The organism is Solwaraspora sp. WMMD937 (assembly GCF_029581175.1).
In the GTDB taxonomy this organism is placed as follows: Bacteria; Actinomycetota; Actinomycetes; order Mycobacteriales; family Micromonosporaceae; genus Micromonospora_E.
This window is the reverse complement of sequence record NZ_CP120738.1, coordinates 5,082,947-5,102,458: the sequence shown is the minus strand read 5'-3', so window position 1 is coordinate 5,102,458 and position 19,512 is coordinate 5,082,947. Positions and strand designations below refer to the sequence as shown.

11 protein-coding genes are annotated in these 19,512 nt (G+C 69.8%); 6 read left to right on the top strand and 5 right to left on the bottom strand.

The window, feature by feature from the left end; genetic code table 11:
• Positions 1–4: 4 nt before the first annotated feature.
• Entirely contained in the window at positions 5–3,814 is a 3,810-nt protein-coding gene (locus tag O7621_RS22530; protein WP_282231108.1) for an endo-1,4-beta-xylanase, read from the bottom strand.
• 244 nt (positions 3,815–4,058) lie between these two features.
• Between O7621_RS22530 and O7621_RS22525 the strand changes: the two genes are divergently transcribed.
• The gene (locus tag O7621_RS22525; protein WP_282231107.1) at positions 4,059–5,315 is read left to right on the top strand and encodes a cellulose-binding domain-containing protein; all 1,257 of its coding nucleotides are present in this window, start codon (positions 4,059–4,061) and stop codon (positions 5,313–5,315) included.
• 26 nt (positions 5,316–5,341) lie between these two features.
• On the opposite strand, the gene O7621_RS22520 is transcribed toward O7621_RS22525, so the two are convergent.
• On the bottom strand, positions 5,342–5,995 hold the full coding sequence (locus tag O7621_RS22520) for a M23 family metallopeptidase (RefSeq protein WP_282231106.1): 654 nt from the start codon (positions 5,993–5,995) through the stop codon (positions 5,342–5,344).
• Between the two features lie 131 nt (positions 5,996–6,126).
• Here O7621_RS22520 and O7621_RS22515 point away from each other — a divergent pair, with 131 nt between their 5' ends.
• Positions 6,127–6,336, top strand: a complete 210-nt coding sequence (locus O7621_RS22515) for a hypothetical protein (protein ID WP_282231105.1) — start codon at positions 6,127–6,129, stop codon at positions 6,334–6,336.
• A 19-nt stretch (positions 6,337–6,355) separates the two neighbouring features.
• Here the strand turns inward: O7621_RS22515 and O7621_RS22510 are convergent, their stop codons facing one another.
• Positions 6,356–8,812, bottom strand: a complete 2,457-nt coding sequence (locus tag O7621_RS22510; RefSeq protein ID WP_282231104.1) for a M14 family metallopeptidase — start codon at positions 8,810–8,812, stop codon at positions 6,356–6,358.
• 188 nt (positions 8,813–9,000) lie between these two features.
• Positions 9,001–10,137, bottom strand: coding sequence for a hypothetical protein (locus O7621_RS22505; protein ID WP_282231103.1), 1,137 nt, complete (start codon positions 10,135–10,137; stop codon positions 9,001–9,003).
• Positions 10,138–10,237: 100 nt separating this feature from the next.
• Here O7621_RS22505 and O7621_RS22500 point away from each other — a divergent pair, with 100 nt between their 5' ends.
• From O7621_RS22500 to O7621_RS22485, 4 genes are all read left to right on the top strand, one after another.
• Entirely contained in the window at positions 10,238–11,464 is a 1,227-nt protein-coding gene (locus O7621_RS22500) for a glycosyltransferase (RefSeq protein ID WP_282231102.1), read from the top strand.
• Between the two features lie 51 nt (positions 11,465–11,515).
• On the top strand, positions 11,516–12,964 hold the full coding sequence (locus O7621_RS22495; RefSeq protein WP_282231101.1) for an O-antigen ligase family protein: 1,449 nt from the start codon (positions 11,516–11,518) through the stop codon (positions 12,962–12,964).
• Positions 12,900–13,940 carry a glycosyltransferase gene (locus O7621_RS22490; protein ID WP_282231100.1) on the top strand — a complete coding sequence of 347 codons (1,041 nt, stop codon included), beginning with the start codon at positions 12,900–12,902 and terminating at the stop codon, positions 13,938–13,940. Before O7621_RS22495 ends, O7621_RS22490 begins: the two co-directional genes overlap by 65 nt.
• Positions 13,941–14,027: 87 nt before the next feature.
• Complete coding sequence (locus tag O7621_RS22485; protein ID WP_282231099.1) at positions 14,028–15,461, top strand: lipid II flippase MurJ; 1,434 nt, start codon at positions 14,028–14,030, stop codon at positions 15,459–15,461.
• A 44-nt stretch (positions 15,462–15,505) separates the two neighbouring features.
• Here O7621_RS22485 and O7621_RS22480 read toward each other — a convergent pair whose 3' ends face one another.
• Positions 15,506–19,486: a ThuA domain-containing protein gene (locus O7621_RS22480; protein ID WP_282231098.1), complete on the bottom strand. Its 3,981-nt coding sequence runs from the start codon at positions 19,484–19,486 to the stop codon at positions 15,506–15,508.
• Positions 19,487–19,512: the final 26 nt, after the last annotated feature.

The window sequence follows — 19,512 nt, the reverse complement described above, 5'->3', positions numbered from 1 at the left end:
GTGGTCACCAGGTGGCGCAGTAACCGACGCTGAACGTCCGGGCACCCGGCTTCAACGTCCGGTTCCAGTCCACGCCGGTGATCCGCCAGGTTCCGTCGCCGAACGACTCCCGTTCGAAGTTCCACGCGGTGTAGACGTCGCCGGGCAGTTCGACCGCCGCCCGCCAGTCGACCGGCTGATCGGTGGCGTTGCCGGCGACGATCTCCGTGCAGTACCCGCCGCCGCTGTCGGAGTCCCACTGCGTGATCGGCTCGAACGTCACATCGACGTTGGTGCCGTCGACCAGTCGGCCGACCCCCCACCGCGCGGTCGTCTGGTAGCCGACACCGTTCTGCTCGGCCCAGTTGCGGATCGCCGTACGGGCACCGTCGGCGGCGTCGTTGACCTGGAAGTCCAGCCCGTGAAAGGTGTCCAGACCGCCGTACTCGAGCAGGCTGATCGCCGCCTCGACGGTGTAGCCCGTGTCGGTACGCACCACCGCACTGGTCAACCGGCCGGCCTGAAACGCCTCGTCCCCGGTGCCGAACGAGACGACGTTGTCGGCGTTGATCCGGATCTGCGTGTCGTCGTAGCGGTAGGGGCCGTTCTTCGCGTTGCCGGCGTCGACGTAGATCTCCACCGAGTCCTGCGTCCACGGATCGGAGCCGGTGACGTCGACCACCGGGTCGGCCACCTCGGCCAGCACGTACAACGTCTGGTCCTGCCACAGGGTCCGGACGGTGGCCACCGCCCCGTCGGTGCCGGACACCTGCTTGGCGGTGGTGACCTGGTTCGCGTGCGACCAGCCCGGGTCGACCGTACCGTCGATGGCCGGAGCGCTCGGCGTCCGTACCACCTCCAGGTAGGACAGCTCCTCGACCAGGGTGAGGGTGCCGACGGTGCCGGCCGTGGCCCAGCCGGTGGTGGCGTCGTCGTCGGTGACCCGCACGTCGAAGGGGACGGTGCCGCCTTCGGCCGGGTCGGTCAGCGGCAGCTGCGCGACCACGGCGTAACCGCCGTCCCGCTCGGTCGCCACCGCCGGCACGTCGCCCGATCCGTCCCGGGCCACCGGATACGTCTCCCCGTCGAGTACGAACTCGACCCGGTCGTCCGACGACACGGCGGGGTCGGTGACCGAGACGTACGCGGTCAGCCGGTCGGCCGACCAGCGCAGCTGGAACCCCGCCGTCTCCTCCACCGGGTGCAGGGGCAGCTTGCGCCAGGCGAGGTCCGAGGTGGCCCCGGGGGACAACGCGACGTCGCCGGCGAAGACGTTCGCGATGCGCAGCCGGGCCGGCAGTTCGGCGTCGACCGCGCCGTAGTACGCCGGCTTGGCCTGGTACCCGTCGTCGAACAGCAGCGGGGCGCCGCTGTCGGATCGCCACGACCGGCCGTCGGTCAGCCCCCACACGGTCACCACGGCCAGCTCCTCGCTGTACGCCCGGAAGATCCGGAACGCGTCCCGCAGGAAGTAGCCCTGCTCGATCAGGTTGGCCTGGGTGACCGGGGTCCCGATGGTGACGTCGAGCTCGGTGACCGCCTGGACCACCGGCAGGCCGGCGAACCTCTCCAGCGTGGTTTCGAGGCTGCCGACCGGTGTCGACAGCGACACGTGGAACTGGTGTCCCACCCCGTCCACCGGTGCCCCGCGGTCGAGCAGCCGCTCGACGAGGGCGTGGTAGCGGGCCTGCTTACCGCTCTGCTCGGTGTTGTAGTCGTTGATGAACAAGGCGACCGGATCGGTGTCCGTCACCGCGTACACGTCGTTGAACGCCTCGTCGGCGTACTGGAACGACAGGTCGATGAACTCCTCGCCGAGGATCCGGTACCACTCGCTGCGGCGCAGGCCGTCGGCGTACTCGCCGCTGTCGCTGACCACCTCGTTGACCACGTCGAACGCGTTCAGCGGGTTGGTGTCGGAGCCGAACCGGCCGTACCGGTCGCTCAGCGACTCGGCCACCGCGAAGATGTGCCCGCGCAGCCGGTCGCGCAGCACCTGCTGGTCGGCGGCGGACGAGCTCAGCGGCTCGCCGTCGGCGTCCTGGAACATCCACTCGGGGGTCTGGCTGTGCCAGACCAGCACGTGCCCGTACACGCCGATCTCGTTGGTCTGCGCGAAGTCCATCATTGCGATCGCCTGCTCGTGCGGCCGGAAGTTGCGGTCCGCGTCGTACCACGCCTCCGGCTTCATGTGGTTCTCCGGCGTGATGTTGGTGAAGTGCCGGGTCAGCAGCTCGGCGGCGGACCCGACGGTCTCCCGGCTGTCGATCGCGACGCCGACCGGGAAGTCGGTGGTCTCGTGTATCCCGGTGAGGTCCTCGACGACCGGTGGCTCGGGCACCCGCACCACGACGTCGTCGAGCAGGAAGTCGCTAGTGTTGCCGGTGACGTCCGCTCCCTGCCAGCTGGTCTCGAAGTAGAGGAACGCGCTGGTGAAGGTCGGCGCGGTGAAGCTCGCGGTCACTTCGGTCCACCCGTCGTCGGTGACCGTGTCGAACTGGGCGAGGGTGCTGAACGACTGACTACCGTCGGCGGTGGTGGCGGCAATGCTCAACCAGATGTCATCGGTCGGCTGACCCTGCGCGAACCGCAGCCAGCCGGACAGTTCGTAGCCTACGCCCGGCTCGAACGCGGTGGTGACGTCGCGCCCGATCCCGGCGCCCTGGTTGACCCGGTCGGTGACGAGCGCGGCCGCCTCGCCGCCGTGCGCGACACCGGTCAACTCGACCGTCGGTGCTCCCGGGCCGCCGTCGCGCGGCACCCAACCGTCGAGGCCGTCCTCGAAGTCGCTGTCGATGACGACGGTGCCCGGCGGCGGCCCGCCCGGTCCGGTGTCCGGCGCGGTGATCAGGATGTCGTCGACCAGGTACGTGGCGGTGGCCTCGGCGGCTTCCAGGTAGACCTGGTATGTGGCCGGGTCGGCGTCGGCCGGCACGGTGAACTCGCCGGTCACCGTGGTCCAGTCGTCGGCGGTGACCGTGGTGTTGCCGATCCAGTCGTAGTCCGGCTTCATGACGAACCGGAATCCGGACGACGCCGGCCCGTCCGGGGCCAGCCGGACGCGCGCCGAGAACGTGTGGGTGACGCCGGCGGTGAAGATTCCGGCCGGGCTCTGCAGCCCGTCGAACCCTTCGACACGGTCGCTGACCCGCAGCGCCCGGCCGTTCTCGGTGTCCACGACGGTCAGGGTGGGTCCACCGCTGGCGGACCAGGTGCCGGTGGTGCCGTCCTCGAAGTCGACCGCGCTCACCGTGACTACGCCGGGTGTCTCGTCGGGGCTGGTGACGAGGACGTCGTCGAGCAGGAAGGGAGTGGTTCCGGCGGCTTCGACGTACAGCGTCGCCGAGGTCAGGCCCGTCGGCATGGTGTACTCGCCGCCGATCCGGACCCAGGTGTCGGCGGTGGTCTCGGCGGCGTCGCCGATCCAGGTGTAGGTGTCGTCGCCGCCGTCGGCCGGGGTGGCTGCGACGGTGAAGTGGACACCGGCCGCGCCCTCGGTGCCGGCCGGCAGCTTCACCCAGGCGGTGACCGAGTGGACGACGCCGGGCGAGAACAGGTCGGTCGCGCTGGTCGCGGGGCCCTGCCAGTCGGCGGTACGGCCGGTGACCGACAGGCTTGCCGCGCTGTCCCGGCCTTCCTCGGCGATCGCCAACGTCACGTCACCGCGGGGGCCCCACGGTGCGTACGAGCCGGATTCGAAGTCGTTGGCGAGCACCGTGGTGTCCGCCGTTGCGGGCGGGGCGGCCACGATCGTGGCGACCAGGGTGGCCGCGACGGCCGCAGCGAGGGCGGCCAGTCGCGCAGGTGGGCGGAGTGGGTGGTATCTGAGGCGCATGAAGGCTCCTGCACGGACGTACGTACGTGTGGTCGGTGCCTGGTGAATCGCGCCAGCAGATCCAGACGGCGAAATGTTAGCCGGGCGGAGCGGGTACGTCGAGATCTGGTCTGTTCCCGGACTGTTCCGACTGCCTCCCTCGCCCTCGCCCGACAATATTGATAGTCTTCGTTCTAAACTAAAACACACCTGCTCACCGGCCGAGTGGGTGCGAACTCAGTCCATCGTCGAAGGGGTCATCGAGATGAGATACACCATCGGATGGCGGGTGTCCGCCGCGGCGGCGGCCGCACTCGTCACCGTCAGCGGCGGCGTCCTCGCCCTGACCGCCTCCGCCGCCTCCGCCGCCACCGGATGCCGCGTCAACTACCAGATCGCCAGCCAGTGGACCGGCGGATTCGGTGCCAACATCGCCGTCACCAACCTGGGTGACCCCCTCACCGCCTGGCGACTCACCTGGTCGTTCACCGCCGGGCAGACGATCACCCAGGCATGGAACGCCGTGGTGTCCCAGTCGGGGGCACAGGTCACCGCCGACAACGCCAGCTACAACGGCAACCTCGCGACCGACGCCACCGTCACTTTCGGCTTCAACGGCGCCTGGAGCAACACCAGCAACCCACCACCGACCACCTTCGCCCTCAACGGCGTCGCCTGTACCGGCGCGACCACCCCGACCACGCCGCCGGCGACCACCGCACCGCCCACCACTGCGCCGCCCACCACTGCGCCGCCCACCACTGCGCCGCCCACCACCGGCTGGAACCCGCCCGCACACCTGGTGACCCCGCTCGATCAGGTCTGGCAGCACCAGGAGCAGACCTACAACAACGGCAACCTGTACGCCTTCCGCAACTACGGCTGGGACCAGGTGATGGCCAACCGTGGCTACATCAACTACTGCGTCCGCTGGGACTCCACCGCCAGCGTCACCGCCGCTCAGCGTGATCGGATCCACGCCACTCTCGCCCGGCAGCACAAGAAGTGGATGGACACCCTGGTCGGCCACAACGCCTGGCCGTACACCGACGTCCCGGTCCGCGTCGTCGGCTGGGCCGTACGCGACCGCAACCAACTGCAGTGGAGCGACAACTCCGTCGACATCTACGTCAACGACATCCGGGAGAACGCACCCCAGTGCTCCACCGGCTGTGGCCGGTTCTTCAACCAGAACGGTCAGTACCCCAACTGCCCCGGCGGTGCCGCACGGCACTACGACCAGTCACTGTGGCTCACCGACGGCTTCGGCGGCGGTGCCGGTGGTGACTGGGGGCAGCGGATGGGCCGCGAGTACTACATGAACAACCTCGACGCCGAGAACATGACGATCCTGCTGCACGAGATCGGCCATACCTGGGGGCTCGACGACTTCTACGACTGGACACCCACCGGCGTCAGCAACTTCATCATGCGCGCCGGCAGCAGCAGCTCGATCACCGAGTTCGACCAGTGGATGCTCCGCGACTGGTGGCGTCATCTGAAGTCGCGCTACGGCTACTGAGAAAACTCGCCCGCCGATGGGCCGGGTCAACAGTTGTTGCTGGTCAGCCGCACGGTGTACTCGTAGTCGTCGTGGGTGATGCCCGACGGCAGGCCGTCGAAGTAGGTCTCCACCTTCTGCCATCCGCGCCGTTGCTCGTAGTGCAGGTGTGGCGCGCCCGAGTTGCCGGTGCTGCCGAGCAGCCCGATCTGCTCGCCGCGCGCCACCCGCTGACCTTCCCGGACCATCGGCGGTTCGAGTAGATGCAGGTACTGCGTCTCCCAACGGCCGCCGTGGTCGATCTTGACCCAGTAGCCGCCACCGCGCCCCCGGGGCCCGTCCGGATCCTGCGGGTTACGACCGCCGACCGAGCCGTTGACGCCGGCCACGGTGACGACACCGTCGTAGGAGGCGAGCACCGGCCTACCCCACGGGTCGCCCTCGGTCGGGAACAGGTCGACGTCGTAGTCGTCGTGGCCGGGGTAGGTGCCCAGCTGCCAGGTCTCGCCGCAGGCGACCGGGAGCTGGAACAACGGCCGCGGCCCCGGCTCCCGCAGCCACGGCACCACGACCACACCCAGCGCGACGACGGCCGGTACCGTCGCGACGGCGACGAGGATCAGCAGGGTACGCAGGGCCCGGTGAGATCGCCGGGCAGGGCGGCGGCTGGTGGGGAACCCGGTGGTCACCCTTGCGAGCATGGCAGACGTCGGCACCGTGCCAGGAAGTGGGCCGTCGTACTGCCAGTTGACCGTCAGCTTCCGTCCAGCTGGAGCTGGACACCGCGAGCTACCGTGGCGGGCGTCGGGACCCAGGGCTGGAGGAGCCTACGATGAGCAGCTTCGTCAAACGTTTCCTGCTGTCGATGCTCGCGTCGAAGCTGAGCCGGCACGCTCGGCGGCGGGGGCACGGGTCGCCCGTTGATGGCCTGCTCCGTGAGGTCGACCGTCGGCTCAACCGCCGGCACCGGGGCGGCCACTACGGCCACTACGGCAGTGGCCACCACGGCTACCACGGGCACTACCGGCGCAAGCGCTGGTGACCGCCGCCGGCCGGGCAGGTCAACTGTCGGAGACGATGGCGAACCCACGCCGCCAGTTCTTGGCATCGGTGTCCGGCTGGTAGTTGTTCTCGATGTTGCCCGCCGCGTCCACCGAGAACCAGAAGACCTTTGTCCCGTACGGCACGGTCAGGGTCTCGCCGCCCTCCCGTACGCCGCCGGCGGTGTAGAGCGTCGACCCGAAGGTCGGCTGACTACCGTCCAACGTGTAGAAGATCGCCGCCGGTTCGCTGACCTCGAACCGGACGTCTACCAGGGTGTCGTCCGGACCGGGCGAGGTGACCAGGGAACTCGTCGGCCGTCTGCGGTCCTTGTCGTGGTCACGGGCCACCCGCATCAGCTCCACGAGGCCGTTGGCGTACTCCATGGTCTGCTGGTGTGCCTCGTCCCAGGCCGGCTGGAACGAGGTACCGACCTCGAAGTTCCACGCGTAGATACCGTACTTGTACCACAGCATGTCGCCGGAGTTGCCGGCAGCGGAGTAGAGCACGTCGGAGATGGGACCGGTCCTGGCCGGGGTCACCGCCAGGTTGCGGTGCCGCTTGATCGCGGTGAGGATTCGCGACGACGCGCCCCAGAAAAAGGACTCCTCCGCCAGGGTCGGCCGTGGTGCGGTGACCCGGCCCGGGGTGACGTATGCACCCGGCGACCACATGAAGTAGTTGCCCGACGAGTGCAGGTTCATCGAGAACTTGATGTTCGGCCGGCTGGCCAGCCAGTCCAGGTTCCGGTTCTCCGGCTCGGACAGCTCGCTCGGGCCGGCGTACACGTCGCTGGTGCAGCTGGTCGACGCGCCGGAGTACCCGTCGAAAAGGCTGTACTCGGTGTAGTTGCGGTTGTTGTCCACACCCCACGAGTTGCGGGCCAGCGCGTCGGTCGCGCCACCAACGGCGCAGTGGTTCGTCATGTTGCGGCGTTGGTACCCGTAATCGTAGAAGGAGTAGTGGCCGCCGTCGGGGTTGATCGACGGTGCGATCCAGATGTCCAGCGTACGGAGCAGCTGCTTGGTGTTCTCGTCGGCACGGTGGTTGCGCAGCAGGCGTTCGGCGGTCTCGATCGCGACCAGCGGGGGAACCCACTCGCGGGCGTGTTCCTGCGCGTAGGCGAGCACCCCGGTGCGTGAGCCGTCCCGGTACTTGCCGATCCGCAGCGCGTACACCGGGTGCGGGTCGCGGGAGACGGTGGCCGGCGCGGTCAGGTTGTCGCGCAACGGGGTCACCGGGGCCGGGGTGACCACGCCGTCGCCAGCGCCGCCCCGGTAGGTGTAGGCACTGACCAGGTCGCCCGCCGAGGCGTTGATCGCGGCGGCGACCTGCGCGGCGGTGCTGACCACCGTGCCGCCGCCGTCGGTGGCCAGCTCGACCTGGATGGCGCTGCCGTCGACGGTGACCGACAGGGGCCGGTCGCCGGCACCGGGGTCGACCAGTTCCACGGTGATGTCGTTGCCGCCCTGGTGACCCCATGCGTGCGAGTCGACGGCGACCCGGTTCGCCGTGGTGGCACCGAGCACCACCTGTGCCTTGCGTCGGTAGCCGTTGGTCCGGTACGGCAGTTCGACGACTTCGGCGAGGTGGGGGAACTCGTCGGCCAGTCGTTGGATCCGGTCGTACAGCTCGGTCGGGGTGAGGTAGCTGGTCACGAAGTCCTTCTGGTATCCGGGTCCCTCGGGGGAGTCGCCCGGGACCGGCAGCCACTGCTCGACCTTGGCCACCGCCACGTCGCCGGTCGGGCTGACGATCTGGATCCGGTCCGGCCGCACGCCGACCGTGCTCGCGCCCCGGTGGTAGAGGTAGACGCCGGCGTCGACGAACCGCGTGATGACCTGAGTGCCACCGGAACCCATGGCGGTGCCCGGGCCACTGTCCCGGGACACGGTCAATGTGCTCGGTGAGCTCTGTCCCTGGGCCCACTTGGCTTCTACCGACAGCACCTGGTCGGTGCCGGAGGTGTAGTAGTCGGCCCGGACGATCCTGACGTCGGCGACGGCGGCGTCCTGCCGCACCCGCGCGGTGAACGTCTGATTGTCGGCGCGGTGGTCGGCGATCGTCGCCTCCCGCTCGGCGACGCGTGCCCGGGTGTCGGCCGGTTCGTGCAGCAGCTGGCCGATCCGGAAGCCACCGGCCCGCAGACCGTCGACCTCGGTCGGGGTGACGACGGCGTGGACGACGATCCCGGCTGCGGTCTGCGACACGTGGTGATCCAGGTCGACTCCGGTGGCGACGAGATCGTCGAGCTCGTCGCGGTCGGTCACGACGACCTCCACGACGCTGGCCTGCTCGTCGGCCAGCCGTTCGAGCGGTGCCTGGATCCGCGGCCGCTCAGAAGCCTGCGGACGGTCGACGGACGGCGCGGTGGCCGGCACGGCGGTGGCCGGCCCGGCCAACAGGACGACGGCACCGGCGGCGGCCACGACCGCCGCGAGTTGCCGTCGCCACTGGGATGCAGGTGAGGGAACCATGTGGGACCTTTCACTCGCGGTGCCGCTGATCCATGGGTGGGAGCAGGGCGACGGCCGGAACGACCCGCGACGACGCACCGTACGGCACTGCCACGGGCAGGTGAGAAGGATCGACCAGTACGGATTCGATCATCCTGGCCGGCGGCGGTGTGCTCTGTCAACGACCTGCCGGTGCGGCGCGCCGACGGTCAGACCGGCGGGTCGCCACCGGCGATCGCCGACCGCAGCTGAGCACAGGCCTGGTCCGCCGTACGCGCGAGTCGCTCGCGCGCGTCGGGGCTCAACCCGCGCTCGGTGGCGGTCCAGCCGACCCAGGCCGCGGCGACGTCGGGCAGGACCGGTCCGGCCACCGGGTCGGCACCGGCTTCGGCGGCGAGCGCCGGCAGGCCGAGTACGGCGAGCACCCGGCGTGGACCCAGCTGCAGTGGATGGCAGGCGGCCTGCTCGACGAACTGCTCGACGAGCAGGTCGACCGCGCGGCTGGCGGTGCCGTCGGTCGGGAACCCGGCAGCCGCCTCGGAGGCCAGGAACGCCCGCTTCAGCAGCTCGATCTCCACGGTGGTCGGAAACGGCTCCGGCGGGGCCGCGACGTCACTGAGCGCGCGGGCCCGGGCCAGCGTCAACGCCCGCATCTTCCGGTACGCGTCGGGCATCGGCCGCAGCTTGTATTCCGGGTTCTCCATCAGCTCGTCCGACGTGGCGACGGCGTCCTCGAGCAGTCGTCGGGCCAGCGCCGGATCGAGCGGTTCGGTCACGAAACCGTCCTCGCCCCCGTGTGTCCGGTCGAGCAGCTGCCGTAGCGAGTCGATCCGGGTGCCGAGCAGGATCTCCCGGATGCGTCCACCGCCGATCGCCTGGTCGATCACGGTGAGGATGCCGTGTTCGTCGGCGCCGCCGTAGGAGAAGCCGCAGAGCAGTACCGCCGTCTCGCCGTACGGGTCGTGCGTCCACCGGCAGCAGTCGACGTCGACCCGGCCGATGGTGCCGGCCCAGGGCGGTTCCGGCAGCCCGTGCCCGACGAGCCGGTCGGCGTTGAGCCGGGCGAGTTCCCGTTGGGTGTCGATGGTGCTCATCGCCTGGAAACCGCGTAGCGCGGCGACCGCGGTCGGGGTCCGCCGCCGGCCAAGTTCGTGGATGACCGCGGCGTCGGCCGGTACGGCGTCGGCGAGTGGCAGGCCGATCCCTTCGGCGCTCTCGTGGGCGAGCAACTGGGTCATGCTCTGCTCCACCGACCACGGGGAACTCTCTCCTTCCAGCGAGAAGCTCCACTCCAGGAAGTCCGCGCTCGCCGAGGCGCGGTCGACGCTCTCATCGCTGTCACCCATGGCGCGATTGTCGCAGTCGGCGGGCCGTGGTGCGACGAAGGCCGACCGTGGGTCGGGCAACTGTCGATTCCTCTGCCCCGCGGACTCGTTGGGATGGACGATGCTGAGTACACCGGGCGGTGCGAGAGAATCTGCGGTCAGCGTGCTGATCCTGGGTACGGCCGAATGGGATTCGGCCGTCGCCACCAACCAGCACTACGTCACCCGGGAGTTGGCGGTCGGTGCGCGGGTCACCTTCGTGGAATCGCTCGGTCTACGTCGACCGACACTGCGCCCCGACGACATCGCCCGGATGGTCGGCCGCGCCCGACGGGCCTTCGGCGCGTCGGCCGGTCCGGTGCCTCGCCAGCCGGCCAGAGTGAGGCCGGCGAACACCACGATCGTCTCGCCGCTGGTGGTACCGGTGCACCGGGCACCGACGCGACGACTGAACCGGGCCGTCCTGCGCCGGGCGACGGCGGACTGGCTCACCGGTGACCGGCCCCGGGTGCTGTGGACGTTCGCCCCGGTGACCTACGGGCTTGAGGACGCGGCGGACGTGGTCGTCTACCACTGTGTCGACCTGCTGGCCAGGTTCCCCGGCGTCGACTCGGTGGCCGTGGCCAACGGCGAGCGCGACCTCGCCGCCCGGCCCGGCGTGGTGGCGATCGCGACCAGTGACGTGGTGCGCGAACACCTGGCGTCGTCCGGTTTCTCCCGGATCGAGGTGTTGGAGAACGTCGCGGACACCACGGTGTTCCAGCGGGGCAGCCGTCCGGCGGTCGAGCGTCGACCGGCGGTGATCTTTTCCGGCAACCTCACCACCGCCAAGCTCGACGTCGCGCTGCTGGAGCGGGTCGCCGCCGCCGTCGGAGAGTTGGGCGGTGAGCTGATCCTGGCCGGCCCACTCGCCGCTGGTGGCGGCAGCTTCACCGCCGAGCTGCGCCGGCTCGAACGGGTGGGTGCCCGCCACGTCGGTCTGCTCACCCCGTCGCAGCTCGCCGAGGTGGCCGGCAGCTGCGCGGTCGGCCTGGTCCCGTACGCGCTGAATGAGTACACCGTCGGCGTCAGCCCGTTGAAGTGCTTCGAGTACCTGTCGTCCGGCCTCGCGGTGCTCAGCACCGCGCTGCCATCGGTGCGCCGGGTGGCGGCGTCGAACCCGCACGTCGTCACCGCCGGGGACGACGAATTCACCGAACACCTGGGCCGGTTGCTGACCCCGGTCAGCGACGAGGTGATAGCCGAACGGATCGACAGCGCCGGGCGGCACGGCTGGGGCGAGCGTGGTCAGCTGCTGCGTCAGTTGCTGGCCGCGTTGCTCACCGCCCGGCGGACCGCCGCCGGATGACCGAATTCACCGGTTCCACCGACTCCACCGACCCCCGATCGAGGCCCGAAAATGCCCACCCGGATCATGGCCGCTGCGGTGCAGGTACCGCAACGGACCGGCGTCATGATCGTCTTCGCGCTCGCGGTACCGCAGCTGTATCTCCTGCCGGCCGGCACGATCGACATCCCGTTGTCGACGGTCGCCACCCTGGCGCTGGCGCCGGTCGTCGCTGCCCGGGCGTGCCGCACCCCCGGTAGCCGACTGTTGCGCACCGCCCTGGTGCACAGCGTGCTCGTGCTGCTGCTGGCCCGGTTGGCGGCGTTCGCCTGGTCGCCAGATCCGGGGGACGGGCGGCTGCCGACCACGCTGCTGGTGCAGTTCCTGATCACGCTGGTGCTGTTGGACAACGCGGCGCGGGAGGATCCATGGCTGCTCTACTGGGCCCACTACCTGCTGTGGCCGTTCGTCGTCGCGCAGTCCGGCCTGGTCGCGGTCTTCCAGCTCTTCCCCGATGTGGAGGACGCCTACCTCCGCCGGGTTGCGGGATACTTCGCCGGCCAGAACACCGTCGCCGCGCTGTTCGACGTGCACCGGAACAACGTTCTCGACCCGGATAAGGCCGGCGGCGTGTTCGTCAACGGCAATGTCGCCGGGCTGTTCCTCGGCGTCTGCGCGATGGCGGCGTTCGCCATCTGGTCGGTCACCCGGCAGCGGATCGTGCTGATCTGCGGGCTCGTCGGCTACCTGGGCGTCTGGTTTACCGGCTCCAAGGCGTGCCGGGTGCTCGCGGTGGTGCTGCCGCTGGCCGTGGTCGTCGCGTACCACTGGCAGACCCGGATGGCCACCCGGGCCCGCCGCCTTCTGCTGGTCGTGGTGGGTACCACGGCGGTGCCAGCGGTGCTGGTGGTGACCCTCGGTGACGGCTTCCTCGGCGCGGTCCGCACGGCGTTCGGCCAGCGGACCGAAATCTGGGGGTACGCAGTCGCGGCGTTCCGGGACGGTCCGGTGCTGGGGCTCGGCTGGGGTGGCTGGCTCGAAGGCTTCGCCGACTACGCGCGCCGCAACGACATCTACGACGACACCTTCCCACCGCACAACATCCTGCTGGCGGCGTGGGCGTCCACCGGCCTGCTGGGTCTTGCCGCGACGATCGGGTTCCTCGTCGCCGAGATCCGGCTCGTCGCCCGTGCGGCGGTCGGTAACTCTCCGCGCAACGCGATGTTCGTCGCCTGGACCGGTGCGGCCGTTGCCTGGGTCTGCATCCAGGCGATGGGGGAGAACACCGACATATTCGGCGACATTCATACGATCCCGGTGATCGCCCTGCTCCTGTGCTTCTTGGTCCATCCGCTTCCCGAGGAGGTCCGACGTGTCCGGCAGACCGAGCGTCGGGATAGTGCGCCACCAGCTGTTCCAGTCGTCCGAGACGTTCATCCAGGCGCAGGCGCTGGCGATGCGCACGTACCATCCGGTCTTCGTCGGTCGGGACCCGGCGCCGCGGGCGCCGGCCGGCGCTGACGTCGTCAGTCTCGCCACCCACGGCCGGCCGGCGACCATGTCGTACCTGCTGACCCGCAGGTCCGGTCATCTGGTGCGGACGCTGCGCGACCGTGAGGTGCGGCTCCTGCACGCGCACTTCGGCGTCGAGGGGGTGTTCGCCGTCCCTACCGCCCGGGCACTCGGTGTGCCGCTGGTGACCACCCTGCACGGCTTCGACGTGAGCGTCACCAGGAGACATCTGCTGGCCTCCCGCAAGCCGTCCTGGGCCAACTACGTCACCTGGCGACGGTCGCTGTTCGAGACCGGAGCGACGTTCGTCTGCGTCTCCGAGCACATCCAGCGCCGCGCGATCGAGTGGGGCTACCCGGCCGAGCGGACCCTGATGCTCCCGATCGGGGTGGACACCGAGGTCGTCAAACCGGTGCCGCTGCCGGAGACACCCCGGATCGTGCACGTCGCCCGGCTGGTCGAGAAGAAGGGCACCGCTGATCTGCTGCACGCCTTCGCCGTCGTGCATCGAGCCGTGCCGGCGGCAGAACTCGCCATCATTGGCGACGGCCCGCTGCACGGGCAGTTGAGTGCACTCGCCACCGAGCTGGGCGTAGCGGAGTCGGTGCGGTTCCTCGGGGTCCGTCCGCACGCCGAGGTACTGGCCACGGTTGCACAGTCTCGAGTGCTGTGCCTGCCGAGCGTGACGGCGGCCAACGGGGACCAGGAAGGGCTCGGCATGGCGCTGTTGGAGGCGGCCGCCACCGGTCGACCCGTCGTCGGCACCCGCCACGGCGGTATCCCTGAGGCCGTCATGGATGATGTCACCGGCTACCTGGTGCCGGAGCGCGATCCCGCCGCGCTCGCTGATCGTCTCGTCGCGCTGCTCGGTGATCCGGACCTGTGCCAGCGGCTCGGGACCGGCGGACGGAAACTGGTCGAGGACCGCTTCGACCTGAGCACACAGACCGCAAAGCTCGAGTCACTCTACGGGGAACTGGTGTGACCGGGCTGGCGAAGAGCAGTGGCTAGCACTTTTCTCCGTCTCGTACTTGGGGGTATCGCCGGGAAGCTCCTCGGCGTCGTCCGCGAGGTGTTACTGGCGGCCCTGTTCGGCGCCGGGCGGGCGGTGGGGGCGAACCGGGTCGCGCAGACCGCGACCATGGTCCCGGTCAACTTCTTCACCGCCGATGCCCTGTCGGCCGGATTCCTGCCGCTCTACGTGCGGTACCGGCAGGACAGCCCGGCGCTGGCGCTGGCGCTCTACCGTGCGGTCCGGACGATCCTCGGCGGGCTTTCGATGCTGCTGGTCGTCGCGTTGCTGCTGCTGCGGAAGTTGTGGATCGCACTGCTCGGACCCGGTCTCGACGCCGCAGCCGCCACGCTCGCCGTCGCGATGCTGACCATCGCGGCGTTCTCGGTGCCGTTCTACGTGCAGTACGGGCTGTACACGCTGGTTGCCCTGGCCCGCGACGACGTCAGCCTGGTCAACCTGCGCGCCTCCGTACAGAGCGTCGGCCTGATCGGCGCGACACTGCTCGCCTATCTCACCGGCGACGTGGTCCTGCTCGCCTGGGGTTTCACCGCGCCGTACGTGGTGCTCTTCCTCTGGGGGGCGTACTGGGTCCGGCGCAAGGGGTATCTGCGGGCCGACGGCGGTGACGGACCGCTGCCGCCCACGTCGCGGGCACAGTACGCGGTGGCATTGACCATGTTCTGGCGTCGGCTCCGCCCGTTACTGCTGCTCCCGGTGCTGCTGCAGGGGTCGATCGCCGTCGAGCGGGCGGTGGGTTCGCTGCTCGGCATCGAGGTGGTCGCCGCGACCGAGTACTCCCGGTTCGTCGTCGACTCGTTGATGGCGTTGATCGCCGCCCCGCTCGGCCTGGCCAGCCTCGCCGCCTTCGCCAGGATGCGCGGCGACGAGGTCGTCGCGGGGCTGGAGCGGCTGATCGCCCCGGTCCTGCTGGTGACGATCCCGCTGTCCGTCGCGTTGACGGTGAACGCCCGTGGCATCACCTCGCTGCTCTACGCCCGTGGTGCGTTCGACGACCGGGCGGTGGACGTGACGTCGGTCATGCTGCTCGGCTTCTCCCTCGGCATCTGGGCGCACGTGCTCGGATACACCTTCGTGAAGGTGCTCAACGCCCGGAGCCGAAACCGGCGGGTGGCGGTGGTCAACGGGCTGGCTTTCGGTGCTGCCACCGTGGTCAACCTCGTCATGTGGCGCTACTGGGGTCCGGTCACCATCGGTGTCGCCGCGACGGTCGCCAGCCTCGTGATGCTGGTCGGCTCGGCGTGGTCGCTGCAGCTGCTCCGCCAACTGGTCCGGCTGCTGTCGCTGCTGGCCCCGGCGGTGGTGGTGGCGGCCGTCGTCGGTCGGGCGCTGGCCGGTGACGGACTGCTCCACACAGCCGCCTCGTGCGCCGCGATCGGCCTGGTCTGGTCGGGCTACACGGTGCTGGTGCCGTCGTTGCGGCGGGTCGTCGTCACCGAACTCTGGACGAAGTTCGTCGGCCGGACGACCTGACGTGCCGGGCCCGGACGATGCGTCCGGACCCGGCACGTCACCGGTCAGAGAGTCCGCAGTCGTACGTCGCGGAACTCCATCACGTCGCTGTTACCGTGGTTCTGCAGACCGATGAAGCCGCTGACGAACTGGCGCAGATCGGTGGGCGGGTCACCGGCCCGGGACGACTGCTTGCCCGGCACGTTGTCGAACTCGCTGATCGTCACCCCGTTACGGATGATCGTGTAGTGCTGCCCGACCACCCGGATCTCGTAATCGTTCCACTCGCCCTTCGGCGCGGGCAGTGCCTGGTCCAGGTCGTTGGGCTGGAAGTTGTAGATCGATCCGGTCTTCTGCGGTTCCCCGCTTGCCCCGTCGTAGAGCTGGATCTCGTGGCCGCAGAAGATCGCCACCCACGCCTGGGAACTGCGGGCGGAGCCGACCGTGCCGCAGCTGCCCTCCGGACGATCGTCCACCGGCACCCGCGGGTCCGGGAACCGGACGAACACCCCGCTGTTGGCCCGGGTGTCACCCGGCGAGACGTCCTTGAACCGCAGCCGCAGCGAGTAGTCGGCGAACTCCTCCTCGCCGTACCAGAGCATGCCCAGCCCGCCGGAGCTGCTGATCGACCCGTCCGGTAGCAGCCGGAACGTGCCTCCGGGGGCCTGCCGCCACCCGGACAGCGAATGGCTGGTGCCGTCGAACAACGTCCGGTAGCCGGCGGTCCGACCGACGGGGGAGTCGGCACCGGCGGCCCGCAGCGTCGCCGCCTCCTGCTCGTCGAGCACCTCGCCGTCGGTGAGCTGCGCCAGCACCTCGTCGAGGTGGCTGGTGAACGAGCCCTGGTTCGGCCACTGCCGCTCGTCGTCAATCAGATCGTTGACCGTGCAGCCGGCACCGGCGCCGTGGTTCGGCACCCCGGTGTCGGTGTCCAGCAGCCAGACCGTCTCCCGGGCATCCGGTGCGTCGCAGCCGGTGTCGACCACGATGGAGTGCTCGGCCACCTCGCCGTCGGCGTAGGTCACCTTCACCGTCGCCTGGAACCGCCCGTGCTTGCGGTAGGTGTGGGTCGGGTGCGGCAGGTGCGACACCCGGTTGCCCTCACCGAAGGTCCATTCCCAGGCCACCCCGCCCACCCGGTGGCTGGAGAAGGTCACCGTACGAGGGTCGCTCGGGTCCGGGACCCGGGCCGAGGCGTACTCCGGTCCCGGGGTCGGCGCGCCGCCGTCGTAGACGATCCGGATCAGCTTCTGGTTGCCGTGCAGGGTGAAGAAGCCGCCGCCGTAGTCCAGCAGGTAGAGCGCGCCGTCCGGGCCGAACTTGGCGTCCATCCAGTGCTGCAACTGGGTGCCGCCGTTGCCACCGGGAATGATCGCCCGAAGGTCCTCCGCGTAGGCAGGGGCGCCCTGGTCGGGCACCACCGCCGGGTCGACGGTGACCGCCACCCGGTTGTCCGCGTTGGACTGGTCACCGATGAACCACTTACCGTCCCAGTACGCCGGCCACGCCACACCGCTGTCGGTGTCGACCTGTGAGCGGTGGTACGTCGGGCCGTTCATCACGGCCTGGCCGCCACCGCGCAGGTAGGGCCGGGTGAAGGTCTCTTCGCCCGGCTCGTACGTGGGCAACCCGCTGCCATCGGCACGGGTCGGGAAGACCGGGCCGCCGCCCTGCGGCGAGTACCAGATCATGTTGTCGCGCACCGGCGGCAGATCCACCAGCCCGGTGTTCCGCGGCGAGGTGTTCCGTGGATTGTCGCAGTCGTACCAGCCGGTCAGTACCGACGCGTCGGTGTTGCTGCGGTCCCGGTACGGCTGCCGGTTGCCCATGCAGTACGGCCAGCCCTGGTTACCGGCGGAGGTGATGATCGTGGCGTGTTCGTACTTCGCCGGACCGAGTTCCGGGTCCGGGTTGGTGGCGTCCGGGCCGACCCAGGCAGCGGTCAGCCAGTCGTTGACCGGGTCCCAGGCGATGCGCGACGGGTTGCGTACCCCCATCACGTAGATCTCCGGCCGGGTCTTGCCGCCGCCTTCCTCTTCGCCGGTGAACAGGTTGCCGTCCGGGATGCTGTACGTGCCGTCCGGTTCCGGTGTGATCCGCAGGATCTTGCCGTTGAGGTTGTTGGTGTTGCCGGCGGTACGGCGGGCGTCCTGGAACGAGACGCCGGCGTACTCCTGGGTCCAGTTGTTGCCGGAGTAGCCGCTGGAGCCACCGGACGAGTTGGCGTCACCGGTGCTGACGTACAGGTTGCCCGCGTCGTCGAAGGCCATCCCACCCCCGGCGTGGCAGCAGCTGTGGATCTGGGTGTCCCAGCTGAGCAGGTCTCTCCGGGTGGCCTGGTCGATGCTGGCGTTGTCGTGGTCGTAGGTGAACCGGGACACGGTCCGCTGGCCGATCCGGTTCTCCCGGTCGATCGACTCGTGGGGCATCCAGTACACGTAGAACCAGCCGTTGTCGGTGAACGCCGGGTCCAGGGTCATGCCCAGCAGACCCTCCTCGCTCTTGACCAGCTCGCTGCCGCTGCCCCGGTTGCCCATCACCTCCAGAGTGGTGAGCAGCTTCACCTGCCGGGTCCGCGGTTCCCACTGGTGGATGGTGCCGCAGCCCTTGCCGATGTCCGGGTTCGACCAGTCGGGGATCGCCCCGGAGGGGCAGGCGGCGCGGCCGATGTAGAAGACCGTGCCGTCCGGCGCGATGGTCAGGCCGTGCGGTTCACCGACCTGATCCAGTTCGCCCTGCTGGTTGGTGCCGGTGAGCCGCTCGATCCGGTAGTTGGCGGCTATCGTCGCCTGGCAGTCACCGCGTACCGTGCCGGCGGTCCACTGGATCGCGCCGAGGATGTGGTCGCGGAACTGGAGGTCCTTGGCCCAGCTTGCCTCGGTGCGGCCCATTCCGGTGTAGAACGACCGGCCACCGTCGTAGTCGTGGCACCAGGCCACCGGGTGGAACGGTCCGTTGCCGCTGAGCCCTGCGTCGTAGCTGGTCTCGTCGACCTGGGCGACGACGTGCACCCGACCAACCGGGTTCGGGTCCCAGCTGATCCACTGGTCGTCGCGGGTCCAGTTCATCGGCAGGTCGCGGGTCGCCGGGTGGATGCGGTCGGTGACGTCGACCTCTGCCTGCTGGACCTGGGTCTCCGGTGCCGCACCGGCGTCGGCACCGATCAGCCAGAGCTCGGCGAGCTGGGTCAGCGGCTCGCCGCTGTTCGCGGTGATGTCCAGCCGGTAGTGCCGGTAGGCCTCGGTGTTGTCGAACGCGAACTGCCGGGTGAGGAACCGCTGTGGGAAGCTCTGCCCGGTCCGGCGGTCCAGATCGGTCCAGTTCTCGCCGTCGTTGGACCCCTGCAGCGTCCAGTCCCGCGGGTCGCGGCCGGGGAAGTCGTTGGCCGAGGTGAGCGCGTACCGGTTGACCACGGTCGGCTCGGCCAGCTCACCGGCCAGCCAGCCGGTCCGGGATCGGGTCAGCCACTTGGTGCCGGTGGCGCGGTCGAACGCGTGGCTGGCGGTCTCGTTCGGCGGGTTGTTGCCGCTGGCGCTCGCCTCGACCACCGTCTCCGCCGGCGGCAGGGTGGGTGCCGGCCGGGTGCCGAGCAGACCGGTGAACCATTCCGATCCTGGCTGGGTGTACGCCGCGTCGTGCACGCCGACGAAGCCGCCGCCGCCTTTGACGTACGCCTGGAACGCCGCCTCCTGCGCGTCGTCGAGGGTGACGCCGGCGGTGGAGAGGAAGACCACGCTGCGGTAGCGGGCCAGGTTGTCGGGGTTGAACACGCTCGGATCGTCGGACGAGTGCACATAGAAGCCGTGCTCGTTGCCGAGCCGCCGGATGACGTTGGTGGCCCGGCGGACCGGGTCGCTCTGTTCGGCCTCGGGGCCGTGGAAGACCAGCACGTTGACGACCCGGTTGCCCCAGGTGGGTGGCGTGGGGTCGGCCTGGGCGGGGGAGACCGGCGCGGTCAGCAGACCGCCCAGCAGGGTGACGGCCGCGGCTGCGGCGGCTGATCGGTGGCGCAGTCGGGGGAATCTGAAATGGCGTCTGTCGGCCATTCCTGCTCCTTACAGCGGCCGGCGCG